The sequence below is a fragment of the Ruegeria sp. CDSA033 genome (assembly GCF_059612305.1).
Genome location: NZ_JBXWQI010000002.1, coordinates 161,505 through 181,938, shown reverse-complemented (window position 1 = coordinate 181,938; position 20,434 = coordinate 161,505). Strand labels below are relative to the sequence as shown.

The following is a 20,434-nucleotide window of genomic DNA, read 5'->3' as shown; positions in this document are numbered from 1 at the left end:
GCCCTCACAATTGATACCGGCGCATCCGTGTCTGGATGCCGAACAGGTAGATGCAGACCCCCACAAGGATGATGGCGAACATCGCCCCGGCGATAGCCGAACCCATATGCGGGTCACCCAGTTGCAGCTGGAAGCCGAAGAATGTGCGGTACATGAAGGTACCAAGAATATCGGTCGAGAAATCCGGCCCCGCCAGCGCGCCTTGTGACGCGTAGATCAGATCGAATGCGTTGAAATTCCCCACGAAGGTCAGGATCGAGATGATCCCGATCGAAGGCAGGATCAGCGGCAGTTTGATCTTCCAGAAGGCCGCGGTTCCGGTGATTCCGTCGATCTCTCCGGCCTCAAGAATTTCTTCGGGGATGGTCAACAGCGCGGCGTAGATCAACATCATCGGGATGCCGACAAACTGCCAGACCGAAATCAGCGCCAGTGTGGTCAATGCATATTCCTCTTTCCCCAGCCACGGGGCGAACAGCGACTTGAGCCCGACAGCATCCAGCATCGACGGCGCGATGCCCCAAATCGGCGAGAGGATCAGTTTCCACGCGAACCCGACGATCACAAAGCTCAGGATCGTGGGGATGAAGATCGCCGACCGATACAAGGCCGCAAACCTCAGGCGCGGGTGGCTGAGCAGGGCGGCCAATGCAATCCCGATCGGGTTTTGAACCAGCATGTGGATCAGGAAGAACCAGAAGTTGTTGCCTAACGCATTCCAAAACTGTTCGGACCAGATCGGATCAAAGAAAAGGGTTTGAAAGTTCTGCAATCCAACGAAAACGCGGCTTTGGTCAATCTCGGTGTAAAGCGCCAGACGCAGCGTGTTGAACAGCGGGAAGATCATCACCGCCGTGTAAACAAGAACGGCCGGTGCAAGAAACACAAGGATATGCCAGCGGAAGCGGGGGCGGTTCATGGGATTGCTTTCAAAGGAGTGTCGGGGATACCCGGGCGATCACTAGCGCCCGGGTATGTGTCAGATCAGGGCTTACTGGTGCGGAGCGTACCAGGAGGACAGACCTTTTTGCAGGTCTGCGCCCAGTTCTTCGGGGCTGTTGGCGCCCTTGATGGCGGCAACGGATGCGCCCCAGGTCTCGTTCTCAAGGTTCGGCGTGCCGCGCGACAGGATCTGATATGTCGAACGGATAGTCGATTCACATTCATCGCGCCATCCGACGAACTCTTTGGCCAACGGATCTGCCAGCTCGACCGGAGTGTTGGACAGCGGGAAGAAACCCGGGACGGCGTTGCCAAAGATTTCGGCAAACTCGGGGCTTGCGACCCACGCGAGGAAGGTCTCAGCGGCCTCGGGGTGCTCGGAAGCAGCATTCATGCCGATGCCGATATCCGTGTGGTCAGAGATATAGCAGGTGTCGCCCGCGTTTTGGACCGGCGGCTTGAACGCGCCCATCTCAAAGTCGGCTTGTGTGTTGAAGCCAGCGATTTCCCACGATCCGGCAGGGTAGATAGCGGCCCGGCCCAGAGTGAAGATGTTCTGGCTGTCGGGATAGGTCTGTGCCTCATATCCGTCGCCCAGATACTGTCCCCAGCGCGCCAACGTGGCATAAGGGGCAGTCCAGGCTTCATCTGTCAGTTTCTGCTCGCCCGCGATCAGGGCCTGACGACCTTCTTCGCCCTTCCAATAGTTTGGGCCGATGTTGTTGTAGCCCATTGTGGCGGCTTCCCACTGATCGTTGGTGCCCATCGCCATCGGAATGTAGGTGCCGTCTTCCTTGATCTTGTCGAGTGCAGCAAAGAACTCTTCTTCGGTGGTAGGCACGTCGATGCCCAGCTCAGCAAACGCATCCTTGTTGTAAATGAAGCCGTGGATCACCGACGCCATCGGAACACAGAAGCTGGCCGAGCCGTCATCCGTCTGCCATGCCGATTTTGCCACGTCCGAAAAGTTGCTCATCGCGTCGACCGAGGACAGATCGGTCAGGTGCCCGGCCTCATACAGTGCCAGCGACGCATCAAACGGACGGCACGTGATAAGATCACCGGCCGAACCCGCATCCAGTTTCGAGTTCAGCACGGCGTTGTATTCCGCCGGAGCTGATGGGGTGAACTGCAGTTTGATCCCAGGGTGTTTGGCTTCGAACGCCGGGATGATCTGTTCCTGCCACAAGGTCAGGTCGTCATTGCGCCAGCTTTCGATGATCAGCGTGACGTCCTCGGCATAGGCGCTTGAAGCCATCAGGGTCGTGCCCAGTAAGGCCAGTTTCAGGCTATTGCGTTTCATTCGTGTTCTCCCAGTTGGTTAGCAGTTATTTATCTTGTTCCAGTGCGGATTTCAGAACCCCGCCGCTTGCGTCCAGAACGGCCGAGGCATCTTTGGGTGATATGCCACGTGCAGCGACTAGCACCGCCGGCTTCACGTCTCCGTTCGCGGCGTCCAGCGCGAGTTTTGCTTTTTTTGTATCAACTTTGGCGATCCGCGCGACGATCCCCGTCGCCCGCGCGCGCAACTTGTCGTTGTCGGCGCGCAGGTTGACCATCATGCCGCCGTGAACATGGCCAAGTTGCAGCGCCATGAGAGACGACAGCATGTTCAGAGCGATTTTCTGAGCTGTTCCAGCACCCATACGCGTCGAGCCCGAGATCAATTCCGGCGGCGTTGCCAAAAGAATCGGAATATCCGCGCTTTCCAGCAAAGGGCTGCCTGCGTTATTGGCAATTCCGATAACCGTTGCGCCCTGTGACTGTGCCATATTGCTGGCGGTCAGGGTGTATGGCGTCGATCCGCTTGCGGACACTGCGATGATCGTATCCGTCGGTTGCAATGTCGAAAGCGCGTCCGCTAGTCCGTCGGCTTCGTCTTCTGCGCCTCCGGGCATTTCGACGCCGGTAGGCAGGCCGCCTGCCATATGTATACGGAGTTGGTTCGTAGGGATTGAGAAGGTGCCGCCCAGCTCTTGCGCGTCGGCAGCGGCCATCAACCCGGACGAGCCTGCGGCCACATAGTGTAGCACGCCGCCCGCGCGGATGGTCTGCGCCATGGCGTTGCCGCCCTGCGCGATCGCGTCCAACGCGCCCCGCGCTGAGGTCGCGGCTGCAATCTGCCCCTCAACCAGCGCCCGAGCAGAGGCGACAGGGTCTTGTGGGTCCAGCTTGTTGGCGTCTGGATGCAGTTGTTCGGTCGGCGGCAGCGTCAAAAGAATCCCCCTTTGCGGTTCCCAATACAATACCTATTCAATACCACTTGTCCATAATTTTATTTTTCCAGTGGAAATCAACATATTCTGCATCAAAACAGAGAAAAGCTGCAGAAACTGGCCTATTTTGGCCTTCCTAAATTCAAATAGGTATTATAATGGTATTGTCATGACTGAGTCTCTGAGCAATGCTGTACTAGCCATAGATGGTGGCGGAACCCGATGCCGGGTTGCATGTGAAGTCGCTGGTATTGTCCATTCTGTTGAAACCGGGGCTGCCAATGTCTCGACAGATTTCGATGCGTCCGTCCTGCAGATGAAATCGGGGATCACCCAGATTGCGCAAACGCTTGCTGTAGATGTTCAGGATCTGACTCAGTTGCCCGCCTTTGTCGGATTGGCTGGCGTCACAGATGACCATATTGCCCGTCGCGTGCAGAGCGCGCTGGGCCTAACGCGGGCGTGCGTTTCCGATGATCGACCAGCCGCGCTGCGGGGCGCGCTCGCGTCTCAGGACGGCTTGATCGCCCATTGTGGCACGGGGTCCTTTGTTGCTTCGCAGAAGGATCGGGTGATGCGGTTTGCCGGGGGGTGGGGGCCAGTATTGGGGGATGAGGCATCTGCGCAATGGGTTGGTCGTTTTGCATTGGCAGAAGCATTGAATTCCGTGGATGGAATTCAGGTCACTAGCGATCTTACGCAGAAATTTCTGGATGATTTTGGCGGTAGTGCAGGGATCGTCGAATTTGCCGGGCGGGCGACGCCGACAGAGTTCGGCGCGTTGGCCCCGATGGTTACCACTGCAGCAGTTTCCGGAGACGACGTCGCCAGAAAAATTATGCAGGCCGGTGCTACTTACATCGCCGATATGGCGGCACGTCTCGGATGGCAGCCAGAAGTCGCGATCTGCCTGACCGGCGGTATCTCTCCGCACTATGCGCACTATCTGCCTGCTGCCATGCAGTCAGAGATACGCCCTCCATCGGGCGAGCCGTTGGCCGGGGCACTGGCTTTGGCGAAGGAGGTCCCGCATGAGCATTGCTGAATTCCTACGCTCTGATCTTTGGCTGACCTCGGAAAATGGTCCCCGCTACGTGCAGTTGCGGCGCAGGTTGCAAGAGGGGATCGATACGGGCGTCCTTGCGCCGAACTCATCGCTGCCATCCGAACGGGAACTGGTGGAAATTACTGAGTTGTCCCGCGTAACCGTGCGCAAGGCGATTCAGGAGCTGGTGCAGGAAGGTGTGATCGAGCAGCGCCAAGGGTCAGGGTCCTTCATTCGGGAACGTGTTCAAAGGGTTGAACAATCGCTGAAACACCTGACCTCGTTCACCGAAGATATGTCGAGCCGAGGAATGGAGACAACTTCAAAGTGGTTGGAGCGCGGAGTATTTGCGCCAACCCCGGAAGAGGTCACTGCGCTGAATCTGTCAGAGGGTGAGCAGATATCCCGCATTTACCGCCTGCGCGAGGCGGACGGGCGTCCGCTGGCGTTGGAACGTGCTGCGCTGCCACTGGATATCCTGCCGAACCCAATCGAAGTCACGACGTCTCTGTACGAAGTGCTTGATGGTCTGGGGCGCCGCCCGGTGCGCGCGGTGCAAAAGATATCGGCTCTGAATCTAGCCGCGCGAGAAGCGGAACTGCTGGAGGTGCCCGAAGGTGCGGCGGGGCTGAACATTGAGCGTATCTCATTTTTGAAAAACGGGCGGGTCGCAGAGATGACGCGGTCGCTCTATCGCGGCGACGCTTATGACTTTGTCGCTGAATTGCGCCTATAACCGGAAGGACCGGGATCAAATGTCCGAAAAGAACTCGAAAATGCGTCAGGAAATTCTGGAGATCCCTGATGCCGTCGACAGATTGCTCAGCACGGGGGCAGACAATATCCGAGCAGCTGCGCAAAGCGTAAGGGATACGGATCCACGTTTTTTGATCTCGGTCGCCCGGGGATCATCCGACCATGCCTGCAGCTATTTGAAATATGCCAGTGAACTGCTTCTTGGATTACCGGTTGCCTCAGTAGGGCCATCCGTCAGTTCGATTTACGGGGTGGATCTCAGGGCAAAAGGATCTGTCTGCCTGTCCATTTCGCAATCCGGCCAAAGCCCGGATATCGTTGGCCTCACAGGGTCTTTGCGAAACTCTGGCGCACTGACAATTGCGGTGACCAACAACTCGGAATCGCGTCTGGCCGACGTGGCGGATGCAGTTCTGCCATTGCACGCGGGGCCGGAACTGAGCGTCGCAGCAACCAAGACATTTGTGACCTCTTTGGTGTCCGGTCTATGGTTGCTGGCCGAGGTCAAAGAGGATGCTGAATTGATCGGGGCGATCCAATCCTTGCCCGAATACCTGGCGCGAGCGGCCCAATGCGATTGGTCGTCTGCAGCCGAAACAATCAGCGGGCGGTCTTTGTTTACGCTTGGTCGGGGGCCTTCTTATGCGATCTCTGACGAAGCTGCATTGAAGATCAAAGAGACATGCCAAATCCATGCCGAGAGCTATTCAGCGGCCGAAGTGCTGCATGGCCCGGTGTCGATTGTCGAAGAAGGGTTTCCGGTGATTTCGTTCGCGGCCAATGATGCAGCCGAACAGGCGACTGCCGATGCGGCTGATGCCTTGGCCGAAAAAGGTGCTGCGGTTTTTGCGACGACCACCAAAGTATCGCGTGCGCAGGCTCTGCCAGTGGTTCGAACGGATCATTGGATCACCGACCCAATAACGGCGATTACGTCTTTCTACAGCATGGTAGAGGCCGTCGCCAGTGCGCGGGGGATCGACCCGGACGCACCGCGGCACCTTAAAAAAGTGACCGAAACGGTATGACAGAACGCAAGGTGATCTTTCGAAACGGGCCGATTTTCGACGGCAGCCGGTTAATAAACGGCCACGCGATTGTTTTTCGCGAGGGGCGCGTGGGTGAAGTTTTCCCCGACGCTGAGGTGACCGAAGAAAAGGACGTTGTAGATTTGAACGGCGATATCCTCAGCCCCGGTTTTGTGGATCTGCAGGTCAATGGCGGCGATGGCGTTATGTTCAACGATGATCCGTCGGTCGAAACGATCCGCAGAATTGCCGGCGCCCATCGCCGATTGGGTGTGATTTCGCTGCTGCCCACTCTGATCACCGACGAACCCGGCAAAACCCGCGCAGCAATAGATGCGACGATCGAGGCGGTACGTGAACAGGTGCCGGGCGTTGCAGGGCTGCATTTGGAAGGGCCGCATTTGTCGGTCGCGCGGAAAGGGGCGCACGACGGTAATTTGATAAGGCCGATGGAAGCGGCGGATTTGAACACGCTGATAGAAGCGGCTAATGCACTTCCCTGCCTGAAGGTAACTGTCGCCCCCGAAGCTGTGTCCGAGCAGCAGGTCCGCGCCATGAGCGACGCTGGTATCCTTGTCTCGCTCGGGCACAGCGATGCGGATTTTGCGACTTGCCAGCGGTATGCTTCCGCCGGCGCGCGTTGCGTAACCCATCTGTTCAACGCGATGAGCCAGCTGGGCAATCGTGAACCCGGCCTCGTCGGCGCGGCGCTGGCCAGCGGAACGCTGTCTGCAGGGCTGATTGCCGACGGTGTCCATGTGCACCCCGCCGCGATGCGCGCTGCTTGGGCTGCAAAAACTGCGCCGGGTCAAATCTTTCTGGTCAGCGATGCGATGGCTGTGGCGGGTACTGATCAAACCGAATTCACCCTTGAAGGCCGCAAAATCACGCGAACCGACGGCAGGTTGACACTGGCGGACGGAACGCTGGCCGGCGCAGATTTGGACCTGATGACCGCCGTTGGTGTGCTGGTCAACCAAGTCGGTGTGCCGTTGCAGGACGCACTGGCGGCGGCCACTTCTTATCCGGCTCAGCTGATCGGGTTGGCCCCGCCAACGGTCTTAGAATACGGTTCGGTGATCCGGATATCTGCCGATTTCAGCCGTTGCGAATGGCTGCCCGCGCAATCTTGAGTTTGTCTTTAACTGCCAGAACGACTGTCTGCGGGATGCGGTATACCGCCTGTCAATTTTTGTCGACGAATTTGAAATCTGGCTTCGAACGGCGCTTGACGACATCTGACGCATCGCTTAAACCGACCAGCGCTGAGCGGGCGTCGTATACTGGCTATTACCTCAGCCTTCCAAGCTGATGAAGCGGGTTCGATTCCCGCCGCCCGCTCCAAATCAGCCCTAAAATTCTGCGTCAAATAGCCCTTTTATGTTGGGTCATATATTGTGGTTCTTGACCCGGCTTGCCGTGGCCGCCAAGAAGCGAACACTTAAGTGCGAAAAAGACGTAAGGGCCAATTATGGCAAACTCTGCCTCAGCCACGCCTAAGGGCAAACCTGCACCCGGTGCCACGGAAGAGCGTGCTGGATCGCGGAAGATAGGCGTTCTGTCGTCTCTTTGGCCATTTATGAAGCCGTATCGGGCCCTGATGACGGGTGCGGTATTGGCGCTGGTGTTGACGGCCAGCATGACGCTAACCCTGCCACTTGCGGTACGCCGAGTAGTCGACAATTTCCGCATTGAAGATGGTGAGCTGCTGGATTGGTACTTTCTGGCGGCACTGGGCATTGCCGCGATTTTGGCGGTGGGAACTGGCATCCGGTATGCGCTGGTGACCCGGTTGGGTGAGCGCGTTGTGGCCGATATCCGCAAGGCCGTGTTTAACCGCGTCATAGGAATGAGCCCCGAGTTCTACGAACGGGTCATGACCGGAGAGGTTCTCAGCCGTATCACCACGGACACGACCTTGATTCAGTCTGTGCTGGGATCGTCCGTATCCATTGCCTTGCGCAATATGCTTTTGTTCGCGGGTGGTTTGGTTCTGATGCTGCTGACCTCGGCCAAGCTAACGGGTTTGGTGCTTTTGCTGATCCCGGTTGTGGTGGTGCCGATACTTGTTCTGGGGCGTCGTTTGCGGGTCCTCAGCCGCGAGAATCAGGACTGGATTGCGGCCTCGTCGGGCAACGCAGGCGAGGCACTGAGCGCGGTTCAAACCGTTCAGGCCTTTACGCATGAAAAAGCCAGCCGAAAGCAGTTCGGCGATATGACCGAAACCTCTTATGCGGTTTCTCTTCGACGTATTCAGACGCGCGCCGTGATGACGGTAATCGTTATCTTCCTTGTGTTTTCGGGCATCGTCGGTGTGCTGTGGATGGGGGCAAACGATGTTCGCAACGGCGTGATGACCGAAGGTGTTCTGATCCAGTTCGTAATTTACTCGATCATCATGGCCGGTTCTGTCGCCGCCCTTTCTGAGATTTGGAGCGAGCTGCAACGTGCGGCCGGCGCGACCGAGCGTCTGGTGGAATTGCTGAACGCGCAGGATACCGTGATTGATCCGGACAAGGCAGCGTCGCTACCTACACCTGTTCGGGGCGAGATCCGTTTTGAGGATGTGATCTTCCACTATCCGGCCCGTCCGGATGTTGTGGCACTGGACCATCTGACCCTGTCGATCCAACCGGGTGAAACCGTGGCTTTCGTTGGTCCATCGGGTGCAGGCAAAACCACAGTGATTCAAATGATCCAGCGGTTCTACGATCCGGACTCTGGTCATGTCAGTCTGGACGGCGTTGACCTGCGTGACCTCGACCGATCCGATTTCCGGCAGCACATGGCATTGGTGCCCCAGGACCCGATCATCTTTGCAGCCTCGGCCCGCGAGAATATCCGGTTCGGGCGCCTGGACGCCTCGGATGCAGAGGTTGAGGCCGCCGCGCGCGCAGCTGCGGCACATGAGTTCATCTCGAAACTGCCCGAAGGCTATGACAGTTTTGTAGGAGAACGTGGTGTGATGCTGTCGGGTGGTCAGAAACAACGCATCGCCATTGCTCGCGCCATCCTGCGTGATGCACCGGTTCTGCTACTTGACGAGGCGACCTCGGCCCTTGATGCCGAAAGCGAGCGCGCGGTTCAAGGCGCGGTTGACCAGATGCGCGCCGGGCGCACCACACTGATCGTGGCCCACCGTCTGGCGACGGTCAAAAAGGCGGATCGGATCGTTGTGATGGAAGCCGGTCAGATCGTGGCCCAAGGCACGCACGAGGATCTGGTCGTTCAGGATGGCTTGTATGCCCGTCTGGCGCGCCTGCAATTCACCGACGGAGTTGCGGCAGAATAGCCTGACGTTGGGGAAGTCAGTTTTACGCCGCTGCGTAATTCTACAAATTTGGGCGTGGCCCCTCTAACCCGTCGCTTGCACCTGCGGGGTTTTGCTTCCATCTTGTTTTGGAAAAAACCGCGCAAGACGCGGGAGAAAAACAGGGAGGAGTCACATGGCCTTTGTGGGTTTGGAAGACAAGGCGAGAATGGAGCAGGAAATGTCGTGGGAGGATCGGGATGTTCCGGTCACTTTCCACCAGTTGCTGTCACGCACAGCAGGCAAATTTCCGAACAGTGATGCGGTCAGCTTTCAGCTCATGTCTGGTCCGACAGACAAGGCCGAGACTCTGACGTGGTCGCAACTGCTTGGCAAAGTCAATCAGGCAGCGAACCTTTTTCGGTCTTTGGGTGTCGGTGAGAAAGACGTGGTGGCCTATGTGCTGCCCAACTGTAACGAAACGCTGGTCACCATGATGGGCGGTGCAGTCGCAGGGATCGTGAACCCGATCAACCCGCTGCTAGAGCCCGAGCAGATCGCCGCAATCCTGCGCGAAACCGGTGCCAAAGTGGTTGTGACGTTGAAGTCCTTCCCCAAAACGGATGTGGCGCAAAAGGTCGAAGAGGCGGTGCGCCACGCGCCCAACGTCAAAACCATTCTCGAGATTGATCTCAACCGCTATCTGACGCCGCCAAAATCCTGGCTGGTGCCCTTCCTGCGCCCCAAAATGGGCGACAAGGAAAAACTGGCGCATGCGGACTATAAGAACTTCAATAAAGAACTGGCCAAGCAACCAACGACGCTGACTTTCGAAGACAGCAAGGAAGATCGCGTTGCCTGCTATTTCCACACCGGCGGCACGACCGGTATGCCGAAGGTGGCGCAGCACAAATACTCGGGCCTGATCTACAACGGCTGGCTTGGGAGCACGCTGCTGTTTTCCGAAGAAGACGTGATCATGTGCCCGCTGCCGATGTTCCACGTTTTTGCCGTGCACGTGATCATGATGGCCGCTGTGTCGTCAGGCGCCCATGTGGTATTCCCAACGCCTGCGGGATATCGCGGCGACGGCGTGTTCGACAATTTCTGGAAATTGATCGAGCGCTGGAAAGTAACGTTCATCATCACCGTACCCACAGCGATTGCTGCCAAGATGCAGCGACCCGTGGATGCGGATATCTCAAGCGTGAAGACGGCGTTCTCGGGCTCGGCCCCTCTGCCGGTAGAATTGTTCCGGCGCTTTGAAGAGGCAACCGGCGTGACCATCGTGGAAGGCTACGGTCTGACCGAAGCCACGTGTCTGGTGTCCTGTAACCCGGTGGACGGGGAAAAGAAGATTGGCTCGATCGGTATTCCGTTCCCCTATACGGATGTGAAAATCCTGCAGGATGGTCCGGACGGACCAATGGAATGCGCCGCAGATGAAATTGGTGAGATTTGCATTTCGAACCCCGGTGTCTTTGCGGGCAATACCTATACCGAGGCGGACAAGAACGTAGGTCTTTACCACTTCGACAAATACCTGCGCACAGGTGATCTGGGACGCTTTGACGGGGACGGTTACCTGTGGATCACAGGTCGTGCCAAGGACCTGATCATTCGCGGCGGTCACAACATTGACCCGGCCGAGATCGAAGAAGCTCTGCTGGGGCACGATGCTGTCGCGTTTGCCGGTGCCATCGGGCAGCCTGACGCCTATTCGGGCGAGGTGCCTTGCGCCTTTGTCGAACTGGTCGATGGGGCCTCGGTGACCGAGAAAGAGCTGATGGACTATTGCAATGTGCATGTCCACGAACGTGCGGCGCAACCCAAGCACATGACCATTCTGGATGAGCTGCCCAAAACTGCCGTGGGGAAGGTCTTTAAACCCGAACTTCGCAAACAGGCGATCACGCGTATCTATAACGGCGCGTTGGAAGAGGCTGGTCTTGAGGCGCGCGTTGTGTCCGTTACCGACGATAAGAAGCGTGGACTCGTTGCGCAGCTTGACGCGAAGGGTTCCGCAGAGGACGATGTCAGCAAAGTGCTGGGATCGTTCACCCGGCCGTGGGAGTGGGCTGCCTGACCGGGAGGAAACATGGATTATGAACGTCTGATTGATGAAGAGACTTGGGCGTTCATAAAACGAACGGCTGAAAGCTATCCGGATGACGCGGTCGACCTGTCGATCGATGATCAACGCCGGGTCTACGACACGATGTGTCGCGACTTTCGCCAACCCCGCCCACAAGGGGTCGAAACACAGGACAGGCAGGCCGATGGTGTGCCTGTCCGCGTTTACAATGCAGGTCAGCCGACACGAACCGTCATCTATTTTCATGGTGGCGGTTTTGTTGTTGGCGGATTGGACAGCCACGACGATGTATGCGCCGAGATTTGCGCGCAGACCGGGTATCGGGTTGTGGCCGTGGACTATCGCCTGTGCCCCGAACATGTACATCCTGCGCAGTTTCAGGACAGCTGGACCGCTACGAACTGGGCCGTGCAGGAGTTTGGCGATCCTATTGTCCTGGCCGGTGACAGCGCCGGTGGCAATCTGGCGGCAGCGGTCGCCCAATATGGGCGAGGGCGGTTGCAGAATGTGCTGGGGCAGGTGCTGATCTACCCAGGCTTGGGCGGCGACAGCGCGAACGGGTCGTATATCGAACACGCCCACGCGCCGCTATTGACGCTGGATGAGATCGTTTTCTACGAAAAGGTACGTTGCGGTGGCACTGTCCCGCAAAACGACCCGACATTTGCGCCGCTTCACTACACGGATTTCTCGGGCCTGCCGCCAACTGTGGTGGTGACCGCAGATTGCGATCCGCTGCGAGATGACGGTTCCGCCTATTGCGACAAGATTTCCGCTGCCGGAGGGCAGGCGCATTGGATCAACGAGCCGGGTCTCGTTCATGGATATCTGCGCGCGCGTACCAGTGTTAAGCGCGCGGCAGACAGCTTTGAGCGAATCTCAGTCGCGATCGAGGCGCTGGGCCAGCAGATCTGGCCCTACGATTGATCTCTCACTTCAGGAACGGTTTCGCCTTCATCGTTGCGGCAATGGGCGCGCCCATGCGATTCAGGATCGTAGGCGCCAGCTGTAGCTGGTCGATTACCGTGTCGACCTCGGGGCCTTCCGCGTCGCCAAAGTAGTACAGTGCCGTTTCCTGTTGCAGCGGGCCGCGCCCGCCGTGATGACCGCGTTCGTCCTGGCCGTGATCGGCGGTCACGATGACCTCATAGCCCAGTTGCCGCCAACGCGGGATGAAGGGGGCCAGCATCTCATCCGCGACGAAACAAGCGTGGTCCATCTCTTCGCAATCATGGTAGAAACGGTGCCCCATACTGTCCAATGTGCAAGCATGCAGCAGGCCGTAGTCCAGCCCGTGACGCAGGCAAAGGTTGGTCAGAGTGGCATAGAGATCCACGTCGGACGGGGTCATCTGATTGGCTTTGCCATAGCCGGTCATGGTGTGAAAGCGACCGTGGTTGATTGTCTTGCTCTCAGGCTCATCATATTCGATGTCGCGGACGTAATCGAACGGGTGGCGGTTGAAGAACTGCGACCAATAACTGTGGGTGACAGCGCCGGTTACACCGCCAGCTTCACAGACCTGGCTGAAGACGTCCTTATGGCCTAGGCGAAAGACATTGCCGTTGCCGGTACAGCCATGCTCCTGTGGTGTGACACCGGTGTGGATTGAGGCATAGCAGCTGGCGGATGTGGACGGCAGAACAGCGCGCAGTTTCCACACGCGCGCCTCACCGCTGTCGACCCAACCTTCAAGGTTACCGAACAACCGTCGGAAATTGCGCCACGGAACACCGTCCAGGATGATAAGGAGTAGTTTGCGGTCCATGTCTTTGGCCTTTTGACTAAATTTTTCTGGCGACCCTAGGGGATTCGCGATCAGGGGTCTGCCCGTTCGCGCCCCCAATAGCAAAATCCCGACACCTGTCATCGAACAAGGCGCCGGGATTTCAATTTTTCACTTACCTGTCACGGAAAGGGCAGGGGTCAGTTCCCGGCGCTTTCCATTTTGCGGTGGGCAACGACCTCTTCCAGCCAACCCAGATGCATCTCGGGGACGGAACTGAGCAGCAGGTCGGTATAGTCGTCGAACGGCGGGCTCAGCACCTCGCTTTTCGACCCATAGCGAACCACCCGACCCTGATACATCACCGCGATACTATCGCTGATCGCGCGCACCGTCGCCAGATCGTGGGTGATGAACAGGTATGCCACGTCCTCGATCTTTTGCAGGTCCAACAGCAGTTTCAGGATGCCGTCCGCCACCAGTGGATCAAGTGCCGAGGTGACCTCGTCACAGATGATCATCTTGGGCTTGGCTGCCAGCGACCGTGCGATACAGACACGCTGTTTCTGACCACCTGACAGTTCCGCCGGATAGCGGTCCATGTACTTTTCGCCCAGTTCGATCTCATCCAACAGCTCGACGATCCGCTTGCGTTTTTCGGCACCGCGCATGTTGAAGTAGAACTCCAGCGGGCGTCCGATGATCGTACCAACCGTCTGGCGTGGGTTCATTGCCACGTCGGCCATCTGGTAGATCATCTGCAGCTCGCGCAGGTCTTCACGGCTGCGGCCTTTCAGATCGCCACTAAGCTTGCGGCCAGCAAAGGTGATCTCACCATCGCGCGGCGGCAGCAAGCCTGTGATCACCCGTGCCAGTGTCGACTTGCCCGAGCCGGATTCGCCGACAACCGCCAGTGTCTGCCCCGGGTGAAGATCGACATTGACGTTGTGTAGCACGTCGAAATTCAAACCCTTGTAGCGCGCGGTGATACCTTCGACGCTCAAAACCGCATCCGGTGTAGGCTTTTTCTCTTCGTGCTCGATCGAGCGGACCGAGACCAGCGCCTTGGTATACTCTTCCTGCGGGTTGTTGATGATCTGGTCGGTATTGCCATACTCGACCGTGTTGCCCATCCGCAGAACCATGATGTCATCACTGACCTGAGCGACAACGGCGAGGTCATGCGTGATATAGAGCGCAGCAACGCCAGTATCGCGAATGGCCTCTTTGATCGCCATCAGAACGTCGATCTGAGTGGTCACATCCAGTGCTGTGGTCGGTTCATCAAACACCACAAGATCAGGCTCGGGGCACAGCGCCAGCGCCGTCATGCAACGCTGTAGCTGACCACCCGAGACCTGGTGCGGGTAACGATCACCGATATTGTCCGGATCGGGCAGCCCTAGCTTGGCGAAAAGTTCCCGCGCACGGCCTTCGGCCTCTTTACGCGAAAACTTCTTATGTTCGACCGCAGCTTCGACCACCTGATCCATGATCTTCTTCGCCGGGTTAAACGACGCGGCCGCGGATTGCGAGACATAGGCAACTTCGCCCCCACGCAGATTGCGGATATCGCTATGCGGGGTTTTTAGAATGTCGCGCCCGTTGACCCAGACTTCGCCACCGGTTAGTTCGACACCACCGCGGCCATAAGCCATGGACGCCAAACCGATGGTCGATTTACCGGCGCCCGATTCACCGATCAGCCCCAACACTTTACCGCGTTCGAGGTCAAAGCTGACCCCGTGTACGATTTCGATGTCATGGGGCTTTTCGCCGGGCGGATAGACGGTCGCGCCGATCTTGAGGTTGCGGACCTTGAGAAGGGTATCACTCATCCCCGGCCTCCTTTCAGCGATGTGGTGCGGTTCAGAACCCAGTCAGCCACAAGGTTGACCGAGATGGCGAGCGTCGCGATGGCCACAGCGGGGTACAATGCCGCGCCGATGCCATAGACGATCCCGTCCTTGTTTTCCTTCACGATGCCGCCCCAGTCCGCCAGCGGCGGCTGGACGCCCAGACCCAGGAACGAAAGGGTCGAGATGAACAGGACCATAAAGATGAACCGCAGCCCGAATTCAGCCACCAGAGGCGACAGAGCGTTTGGCAGGATTTCCCGGAAGATGATCCAGCGACGACCTTCACCGCGCAGCTTTGCGGCTTCGACATAGTCCATCACGTTGATGTCCACGGCGACCGATCGAGACAGTCGGTAAGGACGTGTGGCGTCCAACAGCCCCATCACAAGGATCAGGATCGGAACGGTCACCGGAACAATCGCCAGGATAACCAGTGCCAGGATCAGCGTCGGGATCGACATTATCAGGTCAACCGTCCGGCTAAGCGCCTGGTCAGCCCAACCACCCAGAACCGCAGCCAAAAGGCCCAGCGAGGTGCCAGTGATGAAGCTGAGGATTGTAGCCATCGCAGCGATAAAGATGGTCGTGCGACCACCATAGATCATACGTGTCAGCAGATCGCGCCCGATATTGTCCGTGCCCAGCAGATGCTCGGCGCTTGACGGTTCCCACACATCACCGACCACTTCGGCCATTCCGTAGGGGGCGATCAGTGGGGCAGCTAGGGCCATGAAAAAGTACAGTCCGGTGAAAAACAGACCGATGGCGGCCGAAATAGGAATGTTCTTCATCATTTCGGATGCCTCAGTCTTGGGTTGGCAAGGATAGACACAATATCGGCAACCATGTTGAGCCCGATATAGACCGCGGCAAAGACGACGCCGCAGGCCAGAACGACTGGCACGTCACGCTTGGTCACCGAATCCACCAGATATTGCCCCATGCCGGGATATACGAACACCACTTCAACAACGACGACGCCCACAACCAGATAGGCCAGGTTCAGCATCACAACGTTGACAATGGGGGAAATCGCGTTGGGAAACGCGTGGCGCGCAATGACCTGAAAATTCGAGAGGCCTTTCAGCTCGGCCGTTTCGATGTAGGCCGATTGCATCAGGTTCAGGATCGCAGCGCGGGTCATTCGCATCATCTGCGCCAGAACAACCAGTGTCAGAACGAAGGCAGGCAAGGCGATGGCATTGAGCTTTTGCCCGAAGGACATTGTGTCGTTGATCATTGCGAGTGAGGAGAACCAGCCCAGTTTCACTGAGACGAAGTAGATCACCACGTAACCGATCAGGAATTCCGGGATCGAAACCGTTGTCAGGGTGATGGCAGAAATCAGTTTGTCAGGCCAGCGGTTGCGGTACCGAACGGCCAGAAGGCCCAGAAAGATAGCTAGCGGCACGGAAACCACGGCTGCAGCACATGCAAGGAACAGGGTGTTCCCTAAGCGCTTTCCGATGCTTTCTGCGATGTCGAGTTTGTTGGTCAAAGACTGACCCAGATCGCCCTGCAGGATGCCGCCCAACCATTCGAAATATCGGGTTAGAGCGGGACGGTTGAGGCCCATTTCCTCGCGCAGGTTTGCCAGCGCCTCGGGGGTTGCGGATTGGCCAAGGACCGCTTGCGCAGCGTCCCCAGGCAGGGCTTCGGTGAGGCCGAAAATCAGAGCCGATGCACCGAAGAGAAGCAGGAGTCCCAGAGCAAGGCGCTGGGAAACCAGTTTGATGATAGGATGCATTATCCGTGGGCCCTATCAGGCGAACCACATCTTGCGTGACATGTTGCCATTCATCATCTCTTGGGTTGGGTCGCTTTCCCAACCTTCGAGCTGATTGGTGACGCCTTCGACAAAATCGTTGAACATCGGGCAGATCAGACCGCCCTGGTCGCGGACCATCATGCCCATTTTGCTGTAGATGTCCTTGCGTTTGTCGTTGTCCAGTTCGGCCCGTGCTGCAAACAGCATTTCGTCGAACTCCGGCACCTTGAAGCGGGTGTCGTTCCAGTCGGCGGTTGACAGATACGCTGTCGCGTACATCTGATCCTGCACCGGACGGCCACCCCAATAGGATGCGCAGAACGGCTGAACGTTCCAGACCTCGGACCAGTAGCCATCGTTGGGCTCGCGCTTGATTTCCAGCGGGATACCGGCCTGAGCCGCGCTTTGCTGGAACAGGGCCGCTGCGTCAACGGCACCCGGGAAGGCGCCATCTGCGACACGCAGGATGATCGGCGAACCGTCATGGCCCGACTTCGCATAGTGTTCTGCCGCCTTTTCAAGGCTGAAGTCGCGTTGCGGGATTGAGCCGTCAAACAGCGGGTATGCCGCATTGATCGGCATGTCGTTGCCAATTGTGCCGTAGCCGCGCAGAACCTTGTCGACCAAGTCCTGGCGGTTGATTGCGTGTTTCAGCGCCAGCCGCAGTTCGTTGTTGTCGAACGGCGCGGTGTCGCAATGCATGATGAACACATAATGTCCACGGCCGGCGGTCGAGTGCACTGTCAAGTTTGGGGCGCGGCCCAGCAGATCGGCAACCTTAGGTTCTACGCGGTTTATCGCGTGAACCTGACCAGACTGCAGAGCAGCCGTACGGGCAGTCGCATCGTTGATGACAATTACTTCGACGCTGTCGAAATTGCCGAAATCGGGGTTCCAGTGGTTGGCAAATTTCTTGAACACGTGGCGTACGCCCGGCTCGTCGACTTCCAACTGGTATGGTCCGGTGCCAATGCCCGCACCTGGGTTTTCCATTCCGCCATCAGGCTGAATGATCAGGTGATAGTCGGCCATCAGATAGGGCAAGTCGGCATTTGGCTCGGTCAGTGTGACCTGGAAATTGTCGCCATCGGCCTTCATTGACTCGATGCCCTTCATGATACCCAGGGCACCGGACTTGGAGTCTTCGTTCGAGTGGCGCTCCATGGTTTTCAGCACGTCTTCGCTGGTCATGGTCTTGCCGTTGTGGAATTCGACACCCTGACGCAGTTTGAATGTCCAAACTTTGGCGTCCGCGCTGCCTTCGACGGCTTCAGCCAGGCGCGGCTCGATCGACCCGTCGGGCGCAACTTCCACAAGCTGGTCACCGAATTGTTTGCCGTTCTGGAACGGCACCGAGCTGGCATAGGTCGCCGGATCCAGCGAGTTGGTGGATTCGCCGCCTTGCAAGCCAAATTTCAGGTCGCCGCCCTTCTTCGGTCCTGCCGCGCGCGCAGCGTCAGCGAACATGGTGCTGGCCATCGCCGCTGACACACCCAGAGCCGCCGCTTTCCCCATGAATTCGCGACGGGTCAGTTTGCCCGCAGTGACCTGACCGGCCATGTGAGTGAGTTGTTCGTTCATTTAGTGATCTCCCAGTTGATTGGATTTCAGCCCTTCTCGGGCATTTTTATTGACGCATGAGTCAAGTTAGGCGCATTTCGGTCTACCGAGCAAGGACAAATGTCTGACCTTTGGTCACCAAAATATCACATCTGGTTTCGTGGAACGGCGTCCTCCGTTTGTTTAGAGAATACCAAAGTTTCGTTTTCAAAAGCACTTATCTGTGCCTTAAGAAAAAAGCTCTCTCGATCCGACCACATTTCGCAGGATGTTTCCGTGCGCAGGTCTATCCCGTCCCGACTGATCTCCTGTGTCCAGCGGCACTGCCCGTGGGCAGATAGCGGGTCGTCGGGGTGGATGGTCCAGCGTTCATATGCAGTGCCACCATGCGTAAGCCCGTGGTGATTGTCCGTTACGCGACCGAAATCGTCTTCGATGATCAGGCTGGTTTCACCTGAATTCATGTCTGTTTCCACCCGGCGAGAATTGCTGCTGTCCCGCAGGGTCGTCACATCAATCGGGGTTTCAGAATCGGGCGGCTGAAACACATGCTCATCATCACCCGCTGTCGGCCGGTTCGGGATCGTGATCGTACCACCTGTCAGGTGCAGTTCGACGGGTTCGGGTGAGGGCCAGATCAGCGGCCAATACGCGCTGGACACAGCCACCCGCACGCGATGCCCTTTGGGAACGCGATAGGCGATGTGATCTAGGTCCAGTGAGATTTCGTAGGGCGCTCCGGGCATCAACGGAGTTGGTTGCGCGTGGCAATCTCGGTGCGACAGGTTCAGAACGCCATAGGTGATCCGGGTTGAGGCCCCGTCCGGATGGACATGATTTAACCGCACCGCAATCTGTGCCTGCGGACGGTCGGCCCTGACATTCAGGCAAATGCGCGGAGCGCCGACAATATCCAGATCTTCCGACAAAGGCGGGCCATCGAAACAGGCGGACAACGCATCATCGGCGCGCTGATCTCCCGGCATGTCCGGGCCCAGCCAAATTGCGCAATACTCGCCGCCATCCATGCCGCAGGTTTGGGGCGACTGGATCCGCGTGTCCAGCGGCTCATCTTGCCCGAGCCCATCGTTCGACAGGTTCAAAGTTAGGTTGGACAAATGCGAGGTCGCGCCGGCTTGCTCGCTGATCCAGCGCCCGGGTCTGTTGTTGTACCACCGCTTTGGGCGGACGCCGTCCATCAGATACGCTCGATAGTCTGGGTCGGTTTCAACGCCGCTTTCCAGACCCTTCAGCCAATGATCCCACCAACGCAGCGCCTCTTGCAGAAAACCGATCCTCGGTTCGGGCACTGCGAAATGCGGGTATTTGTGCACCCATGGCCCCACGATTCCCTTGACCGGAGCGCTAAGCTGTTCGACCAGCAGCGGCACGGTGTTCTTGTACGCGTCACCCCAGCCGCCTATGGCCAAAGTCGCCGCGCGGATCGCGCTGAAGTCTTCGCAGACAGAGCCATGCTGCCAATAGGCGTCGCGCGTCTGGTGGCGCAGCCAGGTCAAGGGCAGGAACGTTTGGTTTTCCAAACGCTTAAGCCACAACTCGCGCCAGTTGGGGCGCAACGCTGGGTCGGGTGCGCGGGATGAGTAGGACCACATAGTCGCGCCCCATCCCAGGTTTTCATTCAGCAGGCATCCGCCCTTGTAATGGATGTCGTCTGCGTAACGATCTGCGGTTGAACACAGGGTGATAATTGCCTTCAGCGGCGCGGGTTGAAGGGCGGCAGCCTGCAGCGCGTTGAACCCGCCCCAGCTGATTCCCATCATCCCAACGGTGCCTGAACACCATGGCTGATCCGCCAGCCATTGGATTGTGGAAACGGCATCATCCAGTTCTTGCTGGGTGTACTCGTCTTCCATCAACCCTTCGCTGTCCCCATTGCCGCGCATGTCCACACGAATGCAGGCATAGCCGCGTTTGGCAAACCAGGGATGGGTCAGGGCATCCCGCGTCGCCGTGCCGTCGCGTTTGCGATAGGGCAGGAATTCCAAAATGGCCGGAACGGGACTGCTGTCTGCATCCACCGGGCGCCAGACACGCGCTGAAAGACGACATCCATCCGGCATCACTATGCCGACATCCGGTAGATCTTCGATATCGCATAGCGAATTGGGCGAGCGAGTCATTTTGGAAGTCTTTCGGTCTTTGTCTTTTCGCAATGTACTAAAATCGTC

Annotated in this window: 16 protein-coding genes and 1 tRNA gene; 8 read left to right on the top strand and 9 right to left on the bottom strand. The window is 57.8% G+C overall.

Annotation, left to right across the window (positions count from 1 at the left end; translation table 11 throughout):
• Positions 1-4: 4 nt before the first annotated feature.
• From AC2FLA_RS04180 to AC2FLA_RS04170, 3 genes are all read right to left on the bottom strand, one after another.
• Positions 5-919, bottom strand: a complete 915-nt coding sequence (locus tag AC2FLA_RS04180; RefSeq protein WP_058275594.1) for a carbohydrate ABC transporter permease — start codon at positions 917-919, stop codon at positions 5-7.
• A gap of 72 nt (positions 920-991) precedes the next feature.
• Positions 992-2,245, bottom strand: coding sequence for an ABC transporter substrate-binding protein (locus AC2FLA_RS04175; RefSeq protein WP_496720734.1), 1,254 nt, complete (start codon positions 2,243-2,245; stop codon positions 992-994).
• Positions 2,246-2,270: 25 nt separating this feature from the next.
• Positions 2,271-3,158, bottom strand: coding sequence for an N-acetylmuramic acid 6-phosphate etherase (locus AC2FLA_RS04170; RefSeq protein ID WP_496720732.1), 888 nt, complete (start codon positions 3,156-3,158; stop codon positions 2,271-2,273).
• 169 nt (positions 3,159-3,327) lie between these two features.
• Between AC2FLA_RS04170 and AC2FLA_RS04165 the strand changes: the two genes are divergently transcribed.
• The 8 genes from AC2FLA_RS04165 (at position 3,328) to AC2FLA_RS04130 (ending at position 12,259) form a co-directional block, all read left to right on the top strand.
• Positions 3,328-4,203: a glucosamine kinase nucleotide-binding domain-containing protein gene (locus AC2FLA_RS04165; protein WP_496720730.1), complete on the top strand. Its 876-nt coding sequence runs from the start codon at positions 3,328-3,330 to the stop codon at positions 4,201-4,203.
• Positions 4,190-4,939, top strand: coding sequence for a GntR family transcriptional regulator (locus AC2FLA_RS04160; protein ID WP_108859343.1), 750 nt, complete (start codon positions 4,190-4,192; stop codon positions 4,937-4,939). The genes AC2FLA_RS04165 and AC2FLA_RS04160 overlap by 14 nt, the downstream gene beginning before the upstream one ends.
• 19 nt (positions 4,940-4,958) lie before the next feature.
• Entirely contained in the window at positions 4,959-5,987 is a 1,029-nt protein-coding gene (locus AC2FLA_RS04155; protein ID WP_496720966.1) for an SIS domain-containing protein, read from the top strand.
• A complete protein-coding gene (gene nagA / locus AC2FLA_RS04150) occupies positions 5,984-7,120 on the top strand; it encodes an N-acetylglucosamine-6-phosphate deacetylase (protein ID WP_496720728.1) in 1,137 nt (378 codons plus the stop codon). Before AC2FLA_RS04155 ends, nagA begins: the two co-directional genes overlap by 4 nt.
• Positions 7,121-7,256: 136 nt before the next feature.
• Positions 7,257-7,331: transfer RNA gene (locus AC2FLA_RS04145), tRNA-Gly, on the top strand.
• A gap of 127 nt (positions 7,332-7,458) precedes the next feature.
• Positions 7,459-9,279 (top strand): ABC transporter transmembrane domain-containing protein, encoded by a 1,821-nt coding sequence (locus AC2FLA_RS04140; protein WP_496720726.1) that lies wholly within the window; start codon positions 7,459-7,461, stop codon positions 9,277-9,279.
• 154 nt (positions 9,280-9,433) lie between these two features.
• Complete coding sequence (locus AC2FLA_RS04135; protein WP_496720725.1) at positions 9,434-11,323, top strand: acyl-CoA synthetase; 1,890 nt, start codon at positions 9,434-9,436, stop codon at positions 11,321-11,323.
• A gap of 12 nt (positions 11,324-11,335) precedes the next feature.
• Positions 11,336-12,259, top strand: coding sequence for an alpha/beta hydrolase (locus tag AC2FLA_RS04130; protein WP_496720723.1), 924 nt, complete (start codon positions 11,336-11,338; stop codon positions 12,257-12,259).
• 4 nt (positions 12,260-12,263) lie between these two features.
• On the opposite strand, the gene AC2FLA_RS04125 is transcribed toward AC2FLA_RS04130, so the two are convergent.
• From AC2FLA_RS04125 to AC2FLA_RS04100, 6 genes are all read right to left on the bottom strand, one after another.
• Entirely contained in the window at positions 12,264-13,100 is an 837-nt protein-coding gene (locus AC2FLA_RS04125; protein ID WP_496720721.1) for an alkaline phosphatase family protein, read from the bottom strand.
• Between the two features lie 158 nt (positions 13,101-13,258).
• On the bottom strand, positions 13,259-14,896 hold the full coding sequence (locus AC2FLA_RS04120; protein ID WP_496720719.1) for an ABC transporter ATP-binding protein: 1,638 nt from the start codon (positions 14,894-14,896) through the stop codon (positions 13,259-13,261).
• A complete protein-coding gene (locus AC2FLA_RS04115) occupies positions 14,893-15,708 on the bottom strand; it encodes an ABC transporter permease (protein ID WP_496720964.1) in 816 nt (271 codons plus the stop codon). The genes AC2FLA_RS04120 and AC2FLA_RS04115 overlap by 4 nt, the downstream gene beginning before the upstream one ends.
• A complete protein-coding gene (locus AC2FLA_RS04110; RefSeq protein WP_058276793.1) occupies positions 15,708-16,664 on the bottom strand; it encodes an ABC transporter permease in 957 nt (318 codons plus the stop codon). The genes AC2FLA_RS04115 and AC2FLA_RS04110 overlap by 1 nt, the downstream gene beginning before the upstream one ends.
• Positions 16,665-16,679: 15 nt before the next feature.
• Positions 16,680-18,266 (bottom strand): ABC transporter substrate-binding protein, encoded by a 1,587-nt coding sequence (locus AC2FLA_RS04105; RefSeq protein ID WP_108859350.1) that lies wholly within the window; start codon positions 18,264-18,266, stop codon positions 16,680-16,682.
• A gap of 125 nt (positions 18,267-18,391) precedes the next feature.
• On the bottom strand, positions 18,392-20,386 hold the full coding sequence (locus AC2FLA_RS04100) for a CocE/NonD family hydrolase (protein WP_496720717.1): 1,995 nt from the start codon (positions 20,384-20,386) through the stop codon (positions 18,392-18,394).
• Positions 20,387-20,434: the final 48 nt, after the last annotated feature.